Here is a 16786-nt window from a genome sequence, read left to right as displayed (position 1 = left end):
TCACCAAACGCTGGCGCACCCTCCACCACATCACCGCCAGCCCCCGCAAAATCGGCAACATCATCCAAGCCGCACTCGTACTCACCCACCACGAACACAACCGAATCCACTGAGATCACCTCAGTGGAATCGATCACATCTTCTTCCCGTTTAAACCCTTGGCTGGGTTGCCCCTGCACGCGCTGTCAGTCTTCGCACATGCTCGCTGTCGGCAGCTAGTATCGGTGTTATGCGAGTCGGGGCACGAAGCACACGCGGTACCGCGTTGTGGGAGGCCCTGTGGAATCAGGTCTCCGGTCCTATCGCGCTGCTCGACCTGCAGGGGCGGCACGTGGACGTCAATCCGGCCATGTGCCGTCTGCTCGGCTACGACCGCGAGGTGCTGCTCGAACTGCTGCCCGCTGACGTCACCCACATGGATGACTACGTGCTGACGGAAACAGCAGTCCAGAGCATGTTGTTGGAGGAGATCGAGAGCTTCTCGGCGGAGAAGCGGCTCCTGCGCTGCGACGGCAGTGTGATCCTGGTGCTCGTCAACAGTTCACTGATCAGAGCGCAGGACGGCAGCCCTGAACTGATCGTTTCCCAGTTCCATGACATTACCGCTCGCCACGAGTCTGAGCTTCTCTGGCGCAAGACACTGATCAACGCCCCCATCGGAATAGCCCTGACAACTCTGGAGGGACGCTGCACCGAGGCCAACGTCAGGCTGTGCGAGTTGGTCGGCTATCGCCGCGAGGAATTGGTGGGCCAACTGTGCACCGATTTGATTTACAACGGCGACAAGGAACCGGTGGAAGCCTTATACGCCGAGTTTCGGAATGGGTGCAACGATTCGGCCAGTCTGGAGATCTGCCTGCGGCACCGGGACGGCCACCCGTTCTGGATCTTGGCCCGCCTCGGTCTGATCCGAGGGCTGGATGACCGGCCAGCCTACGTGGTCGGCCAGTACGAGCCGCTCGGCGACGATGCGCAGGTGGAGGAGGGCCGCCTGGCCGAGCTGACCCGCATGGCGTTGCACGATCCCCTTACCGGTGTGGCCAACCGCGCCCTGCTCATGGACCGATTCGAGCAGGAGCTCGCGAAGTTCCCGGAGCAGGAAGGTGTACTCGCCGTGTTCCTGATCGACCTGGACGGGTTCAAGGAGATCAACGACCGTTACGGACACGTCGCGGGTGACGAGATCTTGCAGGCCGCCGCACGCGAGCTGCAAGGCGCCGTGCGCACCGCCGACACCGTGGCTCGCGTCGGTGGTGACGAGTTCGTCGTGCTCGCCAGCGTGGCCGACGAGGCCCAGGCCGAGGAACTGCGCGCCCGAGTCGACCGCAGTCTGAACACGGAGCCCACCGCACCCGATCTACGCATCAGGTCGGGCGCCAGCGTGGGAATGGCCATCACGCGAAGCGCCTCGACCCCCTACCGAGCCCTGCTGGACAGCGCCGACCGAGACATGTACGCGCGCAAGCACCGTTTCAGTTAGAGGGCATGGTGTGCGTTTGGTGATATGCCCGGTCGGCGACGCAGGGCTCTCAGGCTTGTGGTTGGCGCCTGACGTGCGGAGCTTCGGTCTTCGCTTGCAAGCATGTCAACCGCAGGAAATTCCGTGATGACGTGGCGAAGCCGCTACCTGGCCGCCACCGGCGCCCGATAAGGGTGCCGGTGGCGGGTGACGTTCAGAGTTCTGGGCTCTCCCGGCGGCCTACTACCGACCAATGTGGACCCTCAGATGTAGAGCGCCGAGCTGTTGCCTTGGCCTGGGCCTGCGAACCGTGGGCTTTCCAGCCCGGGTGCGCCCGCTTTCGGTGATGGCTGGCGTGGCGTGGAATTCACCGCATGTAGTTCAACACGAGCGTCAACGCCACGGACAGCACAACCGAGATGAGGACCATGGTCAGGCAGCCGACCGCACCGCCAATCGGCTTGATCTCCACATTGCGAAAACGCATTCTTGGCCTCCGATGTAGTGCCGAGGCGGGCGGTCGGCTGCCACGCCTCACGCGCTAGGCCCGCGCCCCGCACTCGGCCGTTCCCTGCTCTGCTGCTGGCGCCGCATCAGCCCAGCGAGGCCGGCCAGACCCAGCAAGCCGAACAGGCCCCAGTACTGATTGTTGTCGTCCTTCTGCTCTGGTTGCTCCTGCATGTGGACGACACGACTTGCGGCGGTTGCTGAGAGTGGTGCCGCGTCAAATCCCACACCCGGCGCAGCCGTCAAGCCGACCGCGAGAGCTGCCGCCGCTACCGTACGAGCCAGTCGTCTCATTTTAGTACCCCTTCGTGTCTTGTTCCGTGCTCCACAAGGCCCGATTTCCAAGTGGAGAGATCGACTCCGATTCGCTCGCTTGGCGTTCCGCGAGAGGGTGGAGTGGGTGCGGGTGGCATTTCAGCTTGCCGCCTGCTCCGGATATTTCTTCCCTGCTGATTGCTCTTCGAGCCATGCTCTCGAACAAAGATTGTGCAACCTTCGCGCTACAGCCGCGAGTTTCGTAGAAGCGGTTCCGCAACGTCAGGTTTGCCACGAGCTGGCTTTTTAAACCCGCAGACGACCGCATTGCGCGTCAACAGGGGTGAAGCGCGGCTCGGTGGAAGCGAGGGCGCGCCGTCTCCGGGGCAGGCATGGCTGCTCGATCTCCCTCTGCGACACCTCTGGGGCGCCAGCGACTGGCGGAGGTGTAACGCCCTGTCCTCCAGGGCATCCCGAGGGGCATGTGGTGTGCCGGTGTCGGTGCTGTGGTGGGCGTGGTCTTCGGGGCTGTCGCCCGGATGAGGCGCGGCAAGCCACTGCACCCGCACGGCACGGTGTACGAAGCCGTGCTGCGGCGAGCGGGGTCGCCGCAGCCGTGGGCTGTGGAATGGCTGGACGAAGCCGGCGAGAATCACGGGTTGGTCCGCATCTCCAGGTCGATGGGTCTCCCCAAGCTCTTACCCGACGTGTTCGGCCTCGCGTTCACGTTCAGCGGGCCCTCCGGCGACCGCCACGACCTCTTGCTCGCCACCACCGGTTTGCGGCCAAGCCTGCGCTTTTTCCTCCTGCCCCGCCGGGAACCGTTTTCGGGTACGTACGGTTCCCTCCTGCCGTACAGTGCAGCGGGTGGTTTGGTCTTGCTCGCTGCCGTGCCGTTGGCTCCAGACGGCTCGGTGGCGAGTTTCCGGCTGCTCGCCGCCACGCCGACTGGACGGTGGTGGCCATTCGGCAGGTTGGACCTAACGGGCCGCGCCGCGGCGACGGCCGACCAGCCCGTCCGCTTCGATCCGACCCTTCACGTCCTACCGGGATTCGCCTGGCCACCTGCGATCGAGCAGCTTCGCGAGCCCGCGTACGCGGCCGCGCGTCGAACGTGAGCGGCGCTCCATCGCCCGTGGCGGCATCTGCAATCAGGGCGACCACTCTGCTGCGCGCCGCACAACCGTAGTCGCACAGAGGAAGTGGGCCAGCCGTTGACGTGCCACCATGAATGACTGCTGCGTGGGTGAGCCGTTGTGAGCGATGGTGCGCTGCCGACGAGCGTCTGCCGACCTGATTGGTCGATCTGCGGTGTGAGCCGGCCGCACCGCAGATCGAGACGACGCCACAGCAATGTCGAACGGAACCGCTAGACCGAGGCCAGCACCATTTTCACGAAGAGGACTCCCCAGAGCGGGTGTGGCCTCAGGATCTCATTCCGCCGGACAGCAATACCACTCTAGAACGGTGGCCTTTGGCGGGGTAGCGGAGAAGTAGCCACCCGCTCGTCCCTTGGCCACAAGTTGTGCGCTGCGGGATCGTCGGCGGTACTCAGCTTGCCCAATGGCCGCGATCGCAAACTGAGTGCTGGTAGCGATGACCATTTCCGCTTCGTCGCGTCGTGGATGTCGCCCATGGCCGTACGATGTGTGAGGCGTTCACCGGGCAATGAAGATTCTGAACACCGATATCACTCCCGCTCGCGGGAGTCGGTGTCTTCGTGGATGTGCTGCACCTCTTCCCAATAATTTCCAGCGTGCCGCATAGCTGAATCGAGAATTACGGTCATGCCTTCGAGATCTCTGACCGCCCGATCGAGAGCTTCGTGGGGACGGTCGCGCAGCGCTTCCCGGTACAGGTTCTCTCGGTCCACCTGGTCGAGCTTGTTGGTCAACTCGCCAGCCAGGTGGTGCAAAGACCCCAGAACTCCGAGGAGCGCCGCACCGAACGGAGGCCAATCTAGTTGAGTGAGGTCAGTCCTTGCACATCTCCGGGCGGCCCGGTCGAGCGCGTCCCGGGCGGCGTACATATCTTCGAGAGGATGATGAGCCATGGCTCCTGCCTCTGCCAAATCGATCCAGCAAAAATGCCATCGTCAGCGGCGAGGCCGAATCGGGGCCGCCGCTACTACGTGCCAGCCCACACACTCTGTGAGTCCTAAGCAACGCAGTCGGTTTACGGCTCCCACCGTCACGGGTTCAAGGTGACTTCTCAATTCTACCGCGGGTACGTTGGTCGTGCAGAAGATCCACCCAGGTGAGCGTTGGGCAGTGACGATCAAAACAACGGTCTGATGCCGTCGTCCGTTGCAAGTCGCCAAGTGTAGTACCGGCCGTTCCCTCGGTCGCGACGTGTCGCTGCGACTCATAGCGGGTAGCCGAGAGCCTGCCAAAGCGCGAGAAGGGAAGAATCATCATGAGCGGGACAACGACCGGCAGATCAATGAACAAGTCACCCGCGCGGATCGCCGCAACAGTCGTGGCGGGAGTTTTCCTGCTCGTCGGTATTCTTGGTTTCATCCCTGGGGTCACAACCGAATATGAGGGGATGACATTCGCAGGCCACCACTCCACTGCGATGTTGCTTGGTATTTTCCACGTATCGATCTTGCACAACATCGTGCACCTTCTGTTCGGCATCGTCGGCCTCGTTCTCGCCCGAACCGCCGGCGGCGCGATCTCGTTTCTCATCGGGGGAGGCGCTGTATACCTGGTGTTGTGGATCTATGGCCTCATCGTCGACATGGACAGCGCGGCCAACTTCGTCCCACTGAATACTGCAGACAACTGGTTGCACCTCTTCCTGGGCCTCGGGATGACCGCACTAGGCGCGCTGATCTGGCAAGCAGCCACCCGCCGCCGTTCGACGAGTGACCATGAAGGCACCTCTGGAAGGGGCGCCAGCGACTGAGGCCATGCGGTCTCAAAGGCGTCGCGGCGCACGGTGTGGCCAAACGGGGCCTTCGTTGCCGATGGTGTGGACACCATGCCCACGGCCATTGCTGGCGCTCCCCTTGAGAGCGACGTCATCGTGCGAGCTGGTCGACAGCAAACGCGAAGAGCCGCGGACTTCTGGCGGCGGTCGGCACGATCCGCCGGGCGAGCGACGGTTGGCGCCTGGCCCACAGCAGGGCCTCGGTGAGCCATCGTGACCGCCGTGACGTTCTCTTCCAGGCGCGCTCGTAGTCGGAGGGGCCGATCCATCATGATGCAGCGCACGAGCTCTGCCGCGGTCAACAGAGACACCGCTAGTCCTTTCCCGGTGAGGGCGTCCACGTAGCCGGCTGCGTCCCCAACGAGCAGGACGCGGCCCGCGACGCGGCTCGATGCTTGCTGGCGGAACGGGCCAGCACCACGGGCGGAGGTAATCGGTTCCGCATCCGCGATTCGTGCTGACAGGTCTGGGAAGGCAGAGAGTTGCTGTGCAAAACCGCCGCGGACAGAGGAGAGGATCGCGACCCCGATAGTGTTCGGTCCGACCGGTGTTACGTACGCTTCGGACTGCGGTGCCCATGTCACCTCGACTGTGTCGGTGGACGGAACGAGGGCGTAGTGGCGGCGCAAACCCCAACGCGGGACGCGCGTCGAGCCTGCCGTGTTGACCTTTCTCAGTCCGGCGAGTTCGCGGACCGTGGAATGCAGCCCATCAGCGGCGACGAGGTATCGCGCTCGCAATTCGCCTGCGCGGATGTGATCGCTGTGTTGAGAGACGTGGCTGATCGGGGTCGCCAGTATCGGTACGCCGTGCCGCTCTACCGCGGAGCGCAGAGCGTTGTGCAGTGCTGTGCGTCGTACCCCTCTGCCGGACCCGGTGCGGAACGCAGCGCGGGCGACCGTAGAGTTCTGTCGATAGGTGATGCCTTCGATGGGGTGGCCGGGCGGGTCGACCCCAAGAGCGCGAAGTGCACGGACGGCGCCAGGCATCAAGCCTTCTCCACAGGCTTTGTCGATCACTCCGGGGCGTTTCCTCGCCACGACGACGTCCAAGCCAGCTTGTGCACACCCCAGCGCGACCGCGAGGCCGGCGGGACCGCCACCAGCGACCACGACGTCGTGACAATGCCTAAGCACGTGCCGACCTCAACGCTTTGTCCTCCGCACGCATCCGCACTGAGAGCAGCGTCGCGTTCAACGCGGTGAAACGACAGCTGTTAGCCACGCGCCGTGCACGAGCGGCAGGGCGAACCCTTCGACGGCCACCGCGACGTAGTCCGGGTGGGGGAGAAGACGGTATGGGCCGTCGGTGACCAGGGGGAGGCCTGGGACTATCACGATGCGGGTGTTCCACTGTGCTTGAGAACGCGGATGCACCACCACCGCAGTGCTTGCGACGCGACGACCAAAGCGAGCATCGGCCAACCCAGCAAGCCCGAAAAGCCTCGAGTAGTCAGCCACACCTCGATCACGCAGCCGAACAGAAGGCCGGTGTGCAGCGCGACCATGAAGGGGTAGTGAGCGGATCCGGTCTCTCGCCCGCTTCGGGACAAACTCCACGCCAGATTCCGTTTCGCGACCGCCAATTCGGCCAGCCGCTCTGTTGCGACCAGGCCCACCAGGACCGTGTACCAGGCTTGGGTTACCACCGCAGGAGCACCAGTTCTGCACAGAACCCGGGGCCCATAGCCATCATCACGCCCCAATCCCCTGGGGACGCGGGTCTGGAAGTGATCGTGTCGGCGAGGACGTGGAGCACCGAGGATGACGACACGTTGCCGATCCGGTGCAGGGAGCGCCACGTCATCGCCAGGTCGTCCTCGTCGAGGCCCAACACCGATTGAACGGCCTCGATGACCCTCGGCCCGCCGGGGTGGCAAATCCACCGGGCGATGTCCGCGGTCTCGAGCCCGTGCCGGGCCAACAACTGTTCGACGTCCTGCGGCAGGTGCGCGCGCACGAGGTCAGGCACTTCCGCTCCCAGCACCACCTTCAGGCCCGAGTCACCGACGTCCCACCCCATGGCACGCTGGGTGTTCTCGTAGAGGTGACTCACGGAGTCCACCACACGTGGTCCCGTCGACCCCGCAGCACGTTCGTCTCCCACCGCGATGAGTGCGGCAGCACCGTCGCCGAACAGCCCTGCCGCCACCATGTTGGCAGGGCTGTGATCCTGGCGTTGGACGGTGAGGGAGCACAGCTCGACCGAGACCAGCATCGCCACCGCACTCGGCCAGCCACGCAGGAAGTCGTGCAACCGCGCGATCCCCGCTGCCCCTGCTAGACAGCCAAGTCCCACTACCGGCACCCTTTTGACGTCCGGACGCATGCCGATGCGTGCCGCGATCCGCGCGTCGAGGGAAGGGACCGCAATCCCTGTAACCGTCGTCGACAACACGAGGTCCACGTCCGCGGCGCTGAACCCAGCGGCTTTGAGAGCGCCGAGTGCGGCGTCGCATCCGAGATCCACCGCTGCGGAGAGGTACGCGTCGTTCGCCGCGGTGAAACCATCCAGCTCGTCGTACTGCTCGATGGGCAGCGCCAGGTGTCGGGTAGCGACACGTGCGCTGGTGTGAATTCGGTTCGCCACGGCTCGCGCAGTCCGGTCTGGTAGGCACATCCGGCTGAACAGCTCGGTCAGCTGCGCTTGTGGATACCGATGTGGCGGGAGCGTTCCGTGCACGGCCGAAATGGTTGTCACCGTTTCCAGGGTACGACTTCCGCCTACACTCGCCAGATGACCTGTTCCGCAGAGGGACACAACAGTGCTCGACGTTCTGCACCGAACAAGCGACGCTGGCAGGAGTTGGCACGAGGTCTCATCCGCACCTCTCACCCGGCGCCGGGACTTGCGGTGACATCTTTGGTTGTGGTTTTCGCCGCTGGTCTGGGGCTCCGCTTTGGACAGGTGGTGTTGCTCGGTGCAGCAGTGCTGACTGGTCAGTTGTCGGTCGGGTGGTCCAACGACTGGATCGACGCCGCGCGAGATCGCTCAGTCGGACGAAAAGACAAACCGGTCGCGGTAGGAACAGTCCCGGTGGTGGCCGTTGGCCTCACCGCATTTGCGGCGCTGGTTGCCGCGATCGTGTTGTCATCGTTGCTCGGGCCTCGTCCCGCTGCGGCTTTGCTGATAGGAATCGCCGCGGCGTGGGCGTACAACCTCGGGCTGAAGGGGACGACCTGGTCCGGTGCGACCTACGTGCTTGCCTTTGGCGCGCTGCCCGTGGCGCCATATGCGGCGCTGCCTGGACAGCCCTGGCCGCCGTGGTGGGTGCCGGTCGTCAGCGCACTGCTCGGTTTCGGAGCACATGTCGCGAACGCTCTTCCCGACCTGCGGGACGACGCGAAGACCGGGGTGCGCGGCCTCCCACATCGGCTAGGCCCGCAGGCCGGCGCAATCGTCATGGTCGCAGCACTGGCTGCCGCATCGGTCGTCCTCGGCACCGCCCCGCAAGTCACGCCGACCGCGTTCACTGCCGCGGCTTCGTCGGCCGGAATTGTGTTAGCTCTCGTGACAGCCACGATCGCGGTACGTTCCCCGCACAGCCCGACGGCGTTTCGGTTCACTTTGGTGATCGCGGTGCTCGACGTTGTCGTGCTGCTCGCGGTCACGAATTGAGCACGCTGCCCTGAAGTTCGCTCAGACACCGGATGTCACCGGAGAGAACTGCTCTCGTGCTGCGGCTGGGGGTTTTGGCGCTGGTGCGCGCCCAGACGAACCACGGCAGTATCTGGATCACGTTTCCCAGTTCGGCGTCGGCCCCGCGGCTGAGTCCCGCACACAGCGCCTTCCGGGAGGTGCGGCGACGGCCCAACCACCGGCATGCTGCTGCGAGCATCGACGTGCCGACGACATGCATCTCGCGTGACCCACGCGAGAAACCTGGTTCTGATCGCTTCTGCCGCTCTGGTCGACTACAGGGCGGCGGTCGAGTTTAGGGTTGGTCGTGCCGGGAAATGCAAGAGGAGAAGCAAATTCCTTGATCTCACTGGAGGCCACGGTGTTGACCATTCTGCGAAAGAAGGGCGTTACGTCCGACCACATGTTCGCCGCAGGGCTGATCTCTATTGCTCTGAGCGTGATCAGTTGGGCCGCATCGCTCAACGCCTCGGAATCGACCGCCCGAGCGGACCGTTGGGGAATCTTCGTGGGGGAATGGGCGCCTAGTTTCTTCGCCTTGGGTGTGGCGCTTCGCGTAGATGAGAAACAAGATGTGAAGGGTGGTCGATAGGGCTGGTCGGCGCGCCTCGACCTCTCAGTCATTTCGACAAGGCATCCGCGATCTTGTGCAGCTGTTGCGGGAGTGCCAAGTGGTACGACTGTCGCCGGCGGGACACTGCGGCACGTGATTAGAACACTCATCGCGGGCCCAGTTCGTACTATCGCGGATTGTCAGGCAGTCCCCGTGCGCCGAAATCGCGTCTCCTGAACGAAACCTGCGGTTCGTGACGGTGGCACGCTAATTTCAGAGTCGAGATTACCACCGAAGCCATTTTTGGAGCGCCATGTTCTACCACGTGCAGAAAATGATCAACGAGATCGTCCCGGACGAGCCGGATCCGGGGGCGGCCAACGCTTTGCAGGAGGGGTTGGGTGGACAATTCGGAGAAATGCGCACTATGATGCAGTATCTCTTCCAGAGCTTCAATTTCCGCGGCGCGCAAGCCAAGCCATTTCGGGACCTGCTGCACGGAATCGGCACGGAGGAGATAAGCCATGTCGAGCTGATCGCGACCACGATCGCTCGCCTGACCGACGGCTCGCCTCGTTACAACGGCACAGCCACCGACCTGGACGAACCCGCGGCAGGAGGAGCGACTCCACTGTCGAACGCATTGTCCGACGGGAACATTCACCACTTCCTGGTCGGTGCGCAAGGTGCGATGCCCGTGGACGCGGTCGGCAACCCGTGGTCCGGTTCGTACGTCTACAACAGCGGAAACCTCGTACTGGACCTCTTGTACAACTTGATGTTGGAGTCGACTGGCCGACTGCAGAAGTGCCGGATCTACGAGATGAGCGCAAACCGCACCTTGCGGTCCACGGTGGCCTACCTGATCGTTCGCGATCAAGCGCACGAGAACGCCTACGCCAAGGCGTTGGAGAGCCTCGGGGTGAACTGGTCGAAGACCTTGCCGATTCCGAAGACTTCGGCGGAGAAGTTCCCCGAAGTCGCCACACTGCTCGAGCGTGGCTTGGAAAACAAGCAGTACACCTTCGACCTCGACCACCTCTCAGAGGCGGGCAAGATCTTCCGCGGGGCGTCGCCCTCGGACCCCGGCAAGTCGTTGGGCACCGCGCAGGCGCCCGAAGGGGTGCCGATTGACATTGCTGACCCGCGTCCAGAGGAGTTCGCCCCCGGGCTCGACCGCGAGCTACTCGAACTCGTGCAGGCCACCGCAGAGCTCGAGCTCGCCGAGGCCGACGAACCTGTCCGATACGGCCCCGTTAGCTAGATCGGGACCAACGTTCCCAGCTGCAGACGGGTGCCGAACGCACCTGAACGAGATGAACGAGGAGAGCAAATGGGGTCAGTAGCCCACTACCTGGAAGTGCGAGCGCCCGCCGAGAAGTGCTATCAGTGGTGGCGCCCGCTCACCCACGTTCCCGAAATCTTCCCCGACGTACAACGGGTGGAACCGCGAAGCGCTGAAGCCGAGACAACGCATTGGGTGGTCTCCGGACCCGCAGGCAAGAACGTCGAGTGGGACGCGCGGATCGTCGAGGACGAGCCAGGCCGCAAAATCGCGTGGAAATCAATCGAGGAGCACACCGAGGAGTCCAACACCGTTTCCACGGCGGGGGCGGTACGGTTCGACGACCATGGGGAGAGTACAGGAGTAGAAGTGAGCTTGCGGTACGACGTGCCGGGGGGCGGGGTGGCGGAGGCCGTGGCCACGCTGTTCGCGGACCCTCAGCAGAAGGTTGAGCGTGCTCTCGAATCCTTCAAAGAAATCATGGAGGGCACCAGGCGAGGGGGTTGAGGTTTCGACGATTGGGTCGCAATCGGTGGTTCTGGTGCTGGACCTTCGGTGCATGCCGGCTTACGCGGTCAATGCAAGCGAGCTGTCCGCGAACACGTCGAGCAGAACGACGGTTGCTCTATTGCTGTGGCGCACCACGGCCTTCCTCTGATGGGACTGAGGACGCTTTGATCAACGACCGAACAACTCATCACGATCATCGTGCAGGCCAGCCGCAGGGCCGTTACAAAATGCCGGCTCCGGGAGGGGAGCGCGAATCGCGTGGGAACGCCTCCGAATGGACTGGTGGCCTCACGTGTAACGGTCCAGCGGTCCCCAACCACCGTGGTAATTTTTGACCAAACCTCGTGCTTCCTGAAGGGCATGTTCGGCCACCCAGGCAAGTGCCTGCTGGCAACGAACGAGAGGTTCGTTGTCAGGGCCCCGTGCGACCTCTACGCCTCGCAGCAGCCACGCTCGCACGTCGGGCTCAGGGCGGCGCTTGCGCAGGTGTTCGTAGTCGTAGAGCCTCCGCGCGACCCAAAGCCGCAGTGAACGGTCGCCCCACCACGACTCGACTTGTAAGGGGTTCGCTGAGAGTCCTGGAAGCTCGACGCCGGTGAGCTCGTCACTGCTCGTAGAGCCCGCGTCGACCGTTGGCCCGCGCGACCAGCGCACGTAGAGCCCGAGTCCCCTCCTTTCGAGCAGTACGAACTCGACCAATTCGTCGAGATCACGCACCAGCGGAAGCTCTTCGTGGTCATGGTTCATTGCAAGTGGTTACCCGACTGCGGGACGACATAAAGCGTTCGAGGTGGTGGGAGGCCCCGACGTGTGGGACCCGGAGGTGGTTCGCCCACTCGACGGCCAAGGCCGGTTCGGTTCGATGAGGAGGTTGGAATCCACGTCTGGCAGGTGAAGGCCTGTCCGGCGAGGCCCGACGAACGAGCCCTTATAGTGACCGCGGTCTTGATCGGGTGGGGTGGCGCCGCCTCCACGCGTGATTGCACGGAAGGTAACACTTTCTCGGCGATGCCTCTGAGAGGTCGGGCCGTGGGCGGCGAGTCTGGATGTTGATCTGGCCTTAGGCGGTTGCGGAGGCGCAGAAGCAACCCGGTGGGATGACGAGCGGCGCGTGGGGGCCGGATTCTCGTTCTGGGGCGTACGTGCCCAGCCCAGTTGAACCGCAGGTGCCGCCGCGGGGCACTCCCACGGCGTCCTAACAGGAATCATTCCCTTTCGTTTCGCCTCTCCCGTACCACGACGGCTGCAGTCGCAGCGCATTTTGTAAACCCCCATCAACGAGCTGATGTTTGAACTGGGTTGTTGATGGGAAAAGTATGAAGATGTGGGTGCTTAGCTCGCCAGGGGTGTACCGGCCGCAGGGCGATACCTACCTGCTGGAGCACGTTCTGAAACGCTCGGGTGTTTGTGCCGGCTTGGACGTACTTGATGTAGGAACTGGCACGGGTGCGCTCGCAATGGTCGCAGCGCGGTGTGGTGCCAGAAGCGTCACTGCGGTAGATGTTTCTGCACGCGCCGTGCTCACAGCTTGGGTCAACGCGCGGATTAGGGGTCTGCGCGTCGAGGTGCAAAGGGTTGAGTCGCTCGCGGTGCTGGCGTCGTGCAGGTTCGACCTCGTGCTTTCCAATCCTCCTTACATCCCGTCGTCGGTCTCTGCTCCGCCACTACGCGGCGCTGCGCGTGCATGGGACGCGGGACACGACGGCCGTGCGGTGTTGGACGTGTTGTGTTCCGTGGCACCAGGTATGCTCAGGCGTAGCGGCCAGTTGCTCCTGGTGCAATCCGGACTGTCCGATGTCGACGAAACGGTGAACCGCCTTCGAAGTTCGGGCCTGGCAGCGTCTATTGTCGCGCGCCGGTGCCAGCCGTTCGGACCGGTGCTGCGGCAACGCGTGCGCTACCTCGAGGAGCGAGGGCTCATCGAGGTAGGCCAACGCACGGAGGAATTGGTGGTGGTCCGCGGTGTCAAAGCTTGATGTACGACAACGGAAGGTGTGCCGCGTTCGTATGTCACCTCGACGGCCCGTTCTACCGACGACCTGGTGGACTGGAATTCTGCGAGTGCATTGGTTCAGCGGACTGGAGCGTTCTTCGCTTCTGCGGCGATGTCTGTGATCTGTTGCCCGTAGTCTTCTTCTTTTCATCGTGATTGTGGTCGTGGGCTTGATGCGCACTGGGGAAGGCTGCAGTGAATCGGGTGGTTCGGTTCATGCTCGGACGCGGCGTATCGCCGGTTGGCAGTGCGCGTGCTGGGCGTCCCGGTTCCGACCGATCTAATCAGTGTGGAGTGGTAGCTGACCGGGACGTGAGCCAGGACCGGCACAGGAGTACGAGCAGCAAGATTTCTACTGGTGCGGAGCCGTAGTACATGAGCTGGCCGCCTGCCTGTGCCTGTTCTGCGCTCACGCCGTCGGGAGGCGCGGCGTAGACGGTTTTCGCCAGGACGTTGTGGGCGGCCACGGCCACGATCAACGCCGTGGCGCGCCAGGCCGCGTGAGAGCGGTGAGGTGCGGGGTCGGGGCCACCAAGGACGGCGAAGGTGAACACGAAGCCGGCCGTTAGCACCTGCAAGTGGACTGCGGCGTGCAACCACGGTTCGGTCTGCATCGCCGCGTACACGCCGGTTCGGTAGAGAACCCACAAACCGCCGATGTTGAGCAATGTTGCGATGGTCGGCCGTGTCAGCACCCTCATCGGCGGCGAGTTGATGCAGCGAGCCAACGTGCGAGCGGCGCGTACCGGTAGCACCCGCAAAGCGAGGGTGACGGGAGCCGCCAAGACGATGAGCACGGGTGCGAGCATTCCAAGCAGGATGTGTCCGGCCATGTGGACGACGAAGTCGTGGTGGGCGCGCTCCGCGAACGGCCCCACCAGGGTTCCTGCGGCGCACGACCACCCAGCAGCCCACAACGCCGAGCGGTATGTCGGCCACTGGGTGCCCCGGTTCCGCAGTATCGCGGTCGCGATCGCATATCCTAGGATGGCGATGCCCGACAGCAGCACGACAACGCATTCCCGGGTGCTCATCAGCACCGCACTCGAGTGGAATGATGACGCATCGACAACGCCTTCTAGCGTGTTTGGTGCTCGGTGCGGTAATGAAGCCATAGCAGAGCCCACCACGCGATTCCGGCCAGCAGCAGGACGGCAGCGAGGGCGTTCCACGTGAGGTCATAGGGCGTCAAGTCCACCCCGTAGCGGATCTGGTGCAGGTTCAGAAGTTTGTGTTGGACGAGGCCGTCGTAGAGTTGGAAGAACCCGGCTCCGGTCAGCCAGCCAGCCGCGAAGGCCGCGATGCTGAAAGCGCGTTCGCGGCGCAGGGTAGCGACCATGAGCAGGGAGGCGACTGTCGCGAACCAGCTAAACGCGTGGAAGAGTCCGTCGGAGACCAAGCCGATACCGCTGGTAGAACGGTCGTAGAAGTGGTGCCAGTGCAGCAGCTGGTGAAAGACCACTTCGTCGATGAAAGCCACTGTGCCCAGACCCAGCAGAACTCCGGCGAGCAGGTTGCGGCCGGGAGGCGTCCGTCGGGCGGCGTCGGGTGCGCGAGCCTTCACGTCTCCGCCTCCTCGAGCGAGCTCCGGTCTCGGTCTGATGCAGGACTACCGGCTCATGGGTTACCCCTGTGACTGTTCGCGTAACCGCGAGCGGTGCTCGATCGATAACCTGTGCCTAGGCAGCAAATTCACCAGCGGCCGGGCGGGTCACCCGTTTCAGGCCCATGCTGGGATCCGGGGCTGTCGATGCGGGGTTCGAGTTCCGTCGTCTCCTAGCGCCGTTCGAAGAACGAAAGTGGCTACCGCTGCCGCCACGAACCACCACTCGTGTCTCAGAGCCGGAGTGCCTCAGCCAAGGAGCGCTGTCCGCACTACCCCGGTGGGCCGTGAAGAGCCGCAGTACGCTGCGGAGCGTTCGCTGGGAGTAGGCGCGGTGGCTGAGGGTTGTCAGCGAGGTGGGCTGGGCACACCGCAGGTATGCAGACGTTCCTGCCCTACCCGAACTTCGTCGAATCGGCCGAAGTGCTCGATGCTCGTCGACTCGGCAAGCAGCGCGTCGAAGCATTGCAAGTTCTTCGTGCGTTGATCATCGTCGGCTACGGCTGGCAACACCACCCGGTAGTGGCGATGTGGGCGGGCTACGAGGAAGCGTTGACCTGCTATGGCATCACGACATGCGGCGTGTGGAAGAAATCCGGGAGCCCCGACACCTGCGAGGTGAGCATGCGCAAGGAGTGGGGAGCAGCGACTGGGCTGGACGTCGTGCGGTCGCAGGATGAGCTGGCGAGAGCTGGAGAACTACCGCCGTGGCTGGGTGATCATGATTTCCACCGAAGCCACCGGTCAGCGCTGCTCCGCAAGGATCCCGAACACTACCGCAGGTTCTTCGCCGGAGTCGCCAACGACCTGCCTTACGTGTGGCCAGTCTCCGACCGCACCCGAAGGTTCGGCCGCAGGTCGCCGCCTTAGTACACGATGCACCTTTGTCATCCTTCGCAGGTTCGCAACTTCGGTGGGAAACCGGCGCGGAAACCGTGGTCCTGAATGACCTCCCTGGCCCGGCCTTCGGCGTGCCCGCTTTTCATTACCGGAACGCTCGGTTAGATCGGCTCCGCCGTTGTTCCGGCACGCGGTCAAGTCCGCGACCCGCTAGAGGCAATCCCGTCGGTCAAGCGATGCGCCCGCAAGAGCGGTGACGGACGGCCACCGCCGTTTCCCCGTAACCGCCCTTGGCGGGGCAGCCGCCCTACGTCTTCGCCGCGGGCACGTCACGTCGTGGGCGCCTACACGTGATGGTTTCACCTTCGGAAGGCGTTTCCCGGTTGAGCGGGCGAGGTAACCGGATGACGGACATCCTGCAGGTCTGCGTTATGAGTCGTTCTGCAGGCCGGGCAAACGGCGCGCTAATGAATGATGGGGTGCTCGATGGATACGGCTAGCCCTGCGGTTGGCGGCCTGGTCAACTACGTACGCCGTGTTGCCGAAGACATGGCCGACGAGGTCGACGAGGTAGACGTCGACGTCGACGGTGGACTGGCCACGGTGATCGTTCTGGTGAAGTCACGTGTGCCGACGCTGGCGGATTCGCCTCTTCTGCTCACTTGGGACGAGGTGGCCGGGTGGGCGTTGCGGGTGGAGACGAGTGGGATGGGCCATACGACGCCGCTGGCCTACTTGGGCGAGGACATCCTGCCCGACCCGCAGACCGTGCAGGCTTTCCTGCGGGACGCGGTCCATGGCAGGAGTCCCGGCACGTTGACGGCCACTGCTTTCCGTCTGCCGAATGCTGGTGATGGTCTGGAGACGCGGCTCGCGCAGTTCCTCGACCACGAAAGAGGGTAGGTACGGCCGGTTGTGCTCCTGCTGGTGACGTCGATGAGGTCGGCTTCGACCACGCCCGCCCGGTGGAACCGTCGCCCGTCATGACCCGGCGGGTGTTCAGCGGTGCTGCTCTCATTTGGCCGAGGCGGCGTGACACTGCGTATTCACTTCACTCCGCGGCCGAAGGCGGTGCGTGATCCTCTGTGTGTCGAGCTGCGGACCTGCCTGTAACCCGTCATGCTGGCCGACCGGCGCCGGGTTATGCGGGCCCAATGGCGGGTGCCTACCGAGCTACGACGCCTACACCTGGGAGCGTGGTGTTCGTC

18 protein-coding genes and 1 pseudogene are annotated in these 16786 nt (G+C 63.9%); 10 read left to right on the top strand and 9 right to left on the bottom strand.

Going from position 1 to position 16786, the window contains the following annotated elements; genetic code table 11:
• Window positions 1–265 precede the first annotated feature (265 nt).
• Complete coding sequence (locus E1181_RS12955) at window positions 266–1480, top strand: sensor domain-containing diguanylate cyclase (protein WP_235876726.1); 1215 nt, start codon at window positions 266–268, stop codon at window positions 1478–1480.
• 513 nt (window positions 1481–1993) lie between these two features.
• On the opposite strand, the gene E1181_RS32885 is transcribed toward E1181_RS12955, so the two are convergent.
• The gene (locus E1181_RS32885; protein ID WP_408009750.1) at window positions 1994–2260 is read right to left on the bottom strand and encodes a WGxxGxxG family protein; all 267 of its coding nucleotides are present in this window, start codon (window positions 2258–2260) and stop codon (window positions 1994–1996) included.
• A 470-nt stretch (window positions 2261–2730) separates the two neighbouring features.
• On the opposite strand from E1181_RS32885, the gene E1181_RS12950 reads away from it, so the two are divergent.
• Window positions 2731–3339, top strand: coding sequence for a hypothetical protein (locus E1181_RS12950; RefSeq protein ID WP_235876725.1), 609 nt, complete (start codon window positions 2731–2733; stop codon window positions 3337–3339).
• Between the two features lie 572 nt (window positions 3340–3911).
• On the opposite strand, the gene E1181_RS12945 is transcribed toward E1181_RS12950, so the two are convergent.
• Window positions 3912–4115 carry a hypothetical protein gene (locus E1181_RS12945; RefSeq protein WP_132674397.1) on the bottom strand — a complete coding sequence of 68 codons (204 nt, stop codon included), beginning with the start codon at window positions 4113–4115 and terminating at the stop codon, window positions 3912–3914.
• A gap of 548 nt (window positions 4116–4663) precedes the next feature.
• Between E1181_RS12945 and E1181_RS12940 the strand changes: the two genes are divergently transcribed.
• A complete protein-coding gene (locus E1181_RS12940) occupies window positions 4664–5131 on the top strand; it encodes a DUF4383 domain-containing protein (protein ID WP_132674425.1) in 468 nt (155 codons plus the stop codon).
• A 695-nt stretch (window positions 5132–5826) separates the two neighbouring features.
• Here E1181_RS12940 and E1181_RS32880 read toward each other — a convergent pair.
• The 4 genes and pseudogenes from E1181_RS32880 to E1181_RS12925 form a co-directional block, all read right to left on the bottom strand.
• Window positions 5827–6267 (bottom strand): annotated as a pseudogene (locus tag E1181_RS32880) (FAD-dependent oxidoreductase); the annotation flags it as partial.
• Between the two features lie 81 nt (window positions 6268–6348).
• Window positions 6349–6492: an isoprenylcysteine carboxylmethyltransferase family protein gene (locus E1181_RS32875; RefSeq protein WP_408009755.1), complete on the bottom strand. Its 144-nt coding sequence runs from the start codon at window positions 6490–6492 to the stop codon at window positions 6349–6351.
• Window positions 6489–6773 carry a hypothetical protein gene (locus E1181_RS32130; RefSeq protein ID WP_235876724.1) on the bottom strand — a complete coding sequence of 95 codons (285 nt, stop codon included), beginning with the start codon at window positions 6771–6773 and terminating at the stop codon, window positions 6489–6491. The genes E1181_RS32875 and E1181_RS32130 overlap by 4 nt, the downstream gene beginning before the upstream one ends.
• 23 nt (window positions 6774–6796) lie before the next feature.
• Entirely contained in the window at window positions 6797–7855 is a 1059-nt protein-coding gene (locus E1181_RS12925) for a type III polyketide synthase (protein ID WP_132674395.1), read from the bottom strand.
• A 36-nt stretch (window positions 7856–7891) separates the two neighbouring features.
• Here E1181_RS12925 and E1181_RS12920 point away from each other — a divergent pair, with 36 nt between their 5' ends.
• The 4 genes from E1181_RS12920 (at window position 7892) to E1181_RS12905 (ending at window position 11139) form a co-directional block, all read left to right on the top strand.
• Window positions 7892–8773, top strand: a complete 882-nt coding sequence (locus E1181_RS12920; RefSeq protein ID WP_165944612.1) for a UbiA family prenyltransferase — start codon at window positions 7892–7894, stop codon at window positions 8771–8773.
• 361 nt (window positions 8774–9134) lie between these two features.
• Window positions 9135–9386 carry a hypothetical protein gene (locus E1181_RS12915; protein WP_235876723.1) on the top strand — a complete coding sequence of 84 codons (252 nt, stop codon included), beginning with the start codon at window positions 9135–9137 and terminating at the stop codon, window positions 9384–9386.
• A 274-nt stretch (window positions 9387–9660) separates the two neighbouring features.
• The gene (locus E1181_RS12910) at window positions 9661–10611 is read left to right on the top strand and encodes a manganese catalase family protein (RefSeq protein WP_093424308.1); all 951 of its coding nucleotides are present in this window, start codon (window positions 9661–9663) and stop codon (window positions 10609–10611) included.
• 69 nt (window positions 10612–10680) lie between these two features.
• Window positions 10681–11139, top strand: coding sequence for an SRPBCC family protein (locus E1181_RS12905; RefSeq protein ID WP_132674391.1), 459 nt, complete (start codon window positions 10681–10683; stop codon window positions 11137–11139).
• Window positions 11140–11430: 291 nt separating this feature from the next.
• On the opposite strand, the gene E1181_RS12900 is transcribed toward E1181_RS12905, so the two are convergent.
• Window positions 11431–11889 carry a DUF6098 family protein gene (locus tag E1181_RS12900; RefSeq protein WP_132674389.1) on the bottom strand — a complete coding sequence of 153 codons (459 nt, stop codon included), beginning with the start codon at window positions 11887–11889 and terminating at the stop codon, window positions 11431–11433.
• Window positions 11890–12458: 569 nt separating this feature from the next.
• Here E1181_RS12900 and E1181_RS12895 point away from each other — a divergent pair.
• Entirely contained in the window at window positions 12459–13118 is a 660-nt protein-coding gene (locus E1181_RS12895; RefSeq protein ID WP_328590884.1) for a HemK2/MTQ2 family protein methyltransferase, read from the top strand.
• 301 nt (window positions 13119–13419) lie between these two features.
• Here the strand turns inward: E1181_RS12895 and E1181_RS12890 are convergent, their stop codons facing one another.
• Complete coding sequence (locus E1181_RS12890; protein ID WP_132674419.1) at window positions 13420–14169, bottom strand: cytochrome c oxidase assembly protein; 750 nt, start codon at window positions 14167–14169, stop codon at window positions 13420–13422.
• A gap of 44 nt (window positions 14170–14213) precedes the next feature.
• A complete protein-coding gene (locus tag E1181_RS12885; protein WP_093424315.1) occupies window positions 14214–14699 on the bottom strand; it encodes a DUF2243 domain-containing protein in 486 nt (161 codons plus the stop codon).
• Window positions 14700–15116: 417 nt separating this feature from the next.
• Here E1181_RS12885 and E1181_RS12880 point away from each other — a divergent pair, with 417 nt between their 5' ends.
• Together E1181_RS12880 and E1181_RS12875 are read left to right on the top strand one after the other, a co-directional pair.
• Window positions 15117–15608, top strand: coding sequence for an MSMEG_6728 family protein (locus E1181_RS12880; protein WP_132674387.1), 492 nt, complete (start codon window positions 15117–15119; stop codon window positions 15606–15608).
• Between the two features lie 456 nt (window positions 15609–16064).
• Entirely contained in the window at window positions 16065–16481 is a 417-nt protein-coding gene (locus tag E1181_RS12875) for a DUF6292 family protein (protein WP_132674385.1), read from the top strand.
• Window positions 16482–16786 lie beyond the last annotated feature (305 nt).

Origin of the sequence: Saccharopolyspora terrae (assembly GCF_004348435.1) — a bacterium.
In the GTDB taxonomy this organism is placed as follows: domain Bacteria; phylum Actinomycetota; class Actinomycetes; order Mycobacteriales; family Pseudonocardiaceae; genus Saccharopolyspora; species Saccharopolyspora endophytica.
The sequence above is the reverse complement of the archived record's forward strand: the minus strand, read 5'-3'. Positions and strand labels throughout refer to the sequence as shown.

Bases quoted from the DNA above. Each gene is read 5' to 3' on its own strand.
- E1181_RS12905 (WP_132674391.1), top strand. From the start codon at position 10,681: ATGGGGTCAGTAGCCCACTACCTGGAAGTGCGAGCGCCCGCCGAGAAG.
- E1181_RS12910 (WP_093424308.1), top strand. From the start codon at position 9,661: ATGTTCTACCACGTGCAGAAAATGATCAACGAGATCGTCCCGGACGAG.
- E1181_RS12920 (WP_165944612.1), top strand. From the start codon at position 7,892: ATGACCTGTTCCGCAGAGGGACACAACAGTGCTCGACGTTCTGCACCG.
- E1181_RS12875 (WP_132674385.1), top strand. From the start codon at position 16,065: ATGGATACGGCTAGCCCTGCGGTTGGCGGCCTGGTCAACTACGTACGC.
- E1181_RS12900 (WP_132674389.1), bottom strand. From the start codon at position 11,889: ATGAACCATGACCACGAAGAGCTTCCGCTGGTGCGTGATCTCGACGAA.
- E1181_RS32885 (WP_408009750.1), bottom strand. From the start codon at position 2,260: ATGAGACGACTGGCTCGTACGGTAGCGGCGGCAGCTCTCGCGGTCGGC.
- E1181_RS12890 (WP_132674419.1), bottom strand. From the start codon at position 14,169: ATGAGCACCCGGGAATGCGTTGTCGTGCTGCTGTCGGGCATCGCCATC.
- E1181_RS12895 (WP_328590884.1), top strand. From the start codon at position 12,459: ATGAAGATGTGGGTGCTTAGCTCGCCAGGGGTGTACCGGCCGCAGGGC.
- E1181_RS12940 (WP_132674425.1), top strand. From the start codon at position 4,664: ATGAACAAGTCACCCGCGCGGATCGCCGCAACAGTCGTGGCGGGAGTT.
- E1181_RS12880 (WP_132674387.1), top strand. From the start codon at position 15,117: ATGCAGACGTTCCTGCCCTACCCGAACTTCGTCGAATCGGCCGAAGTG.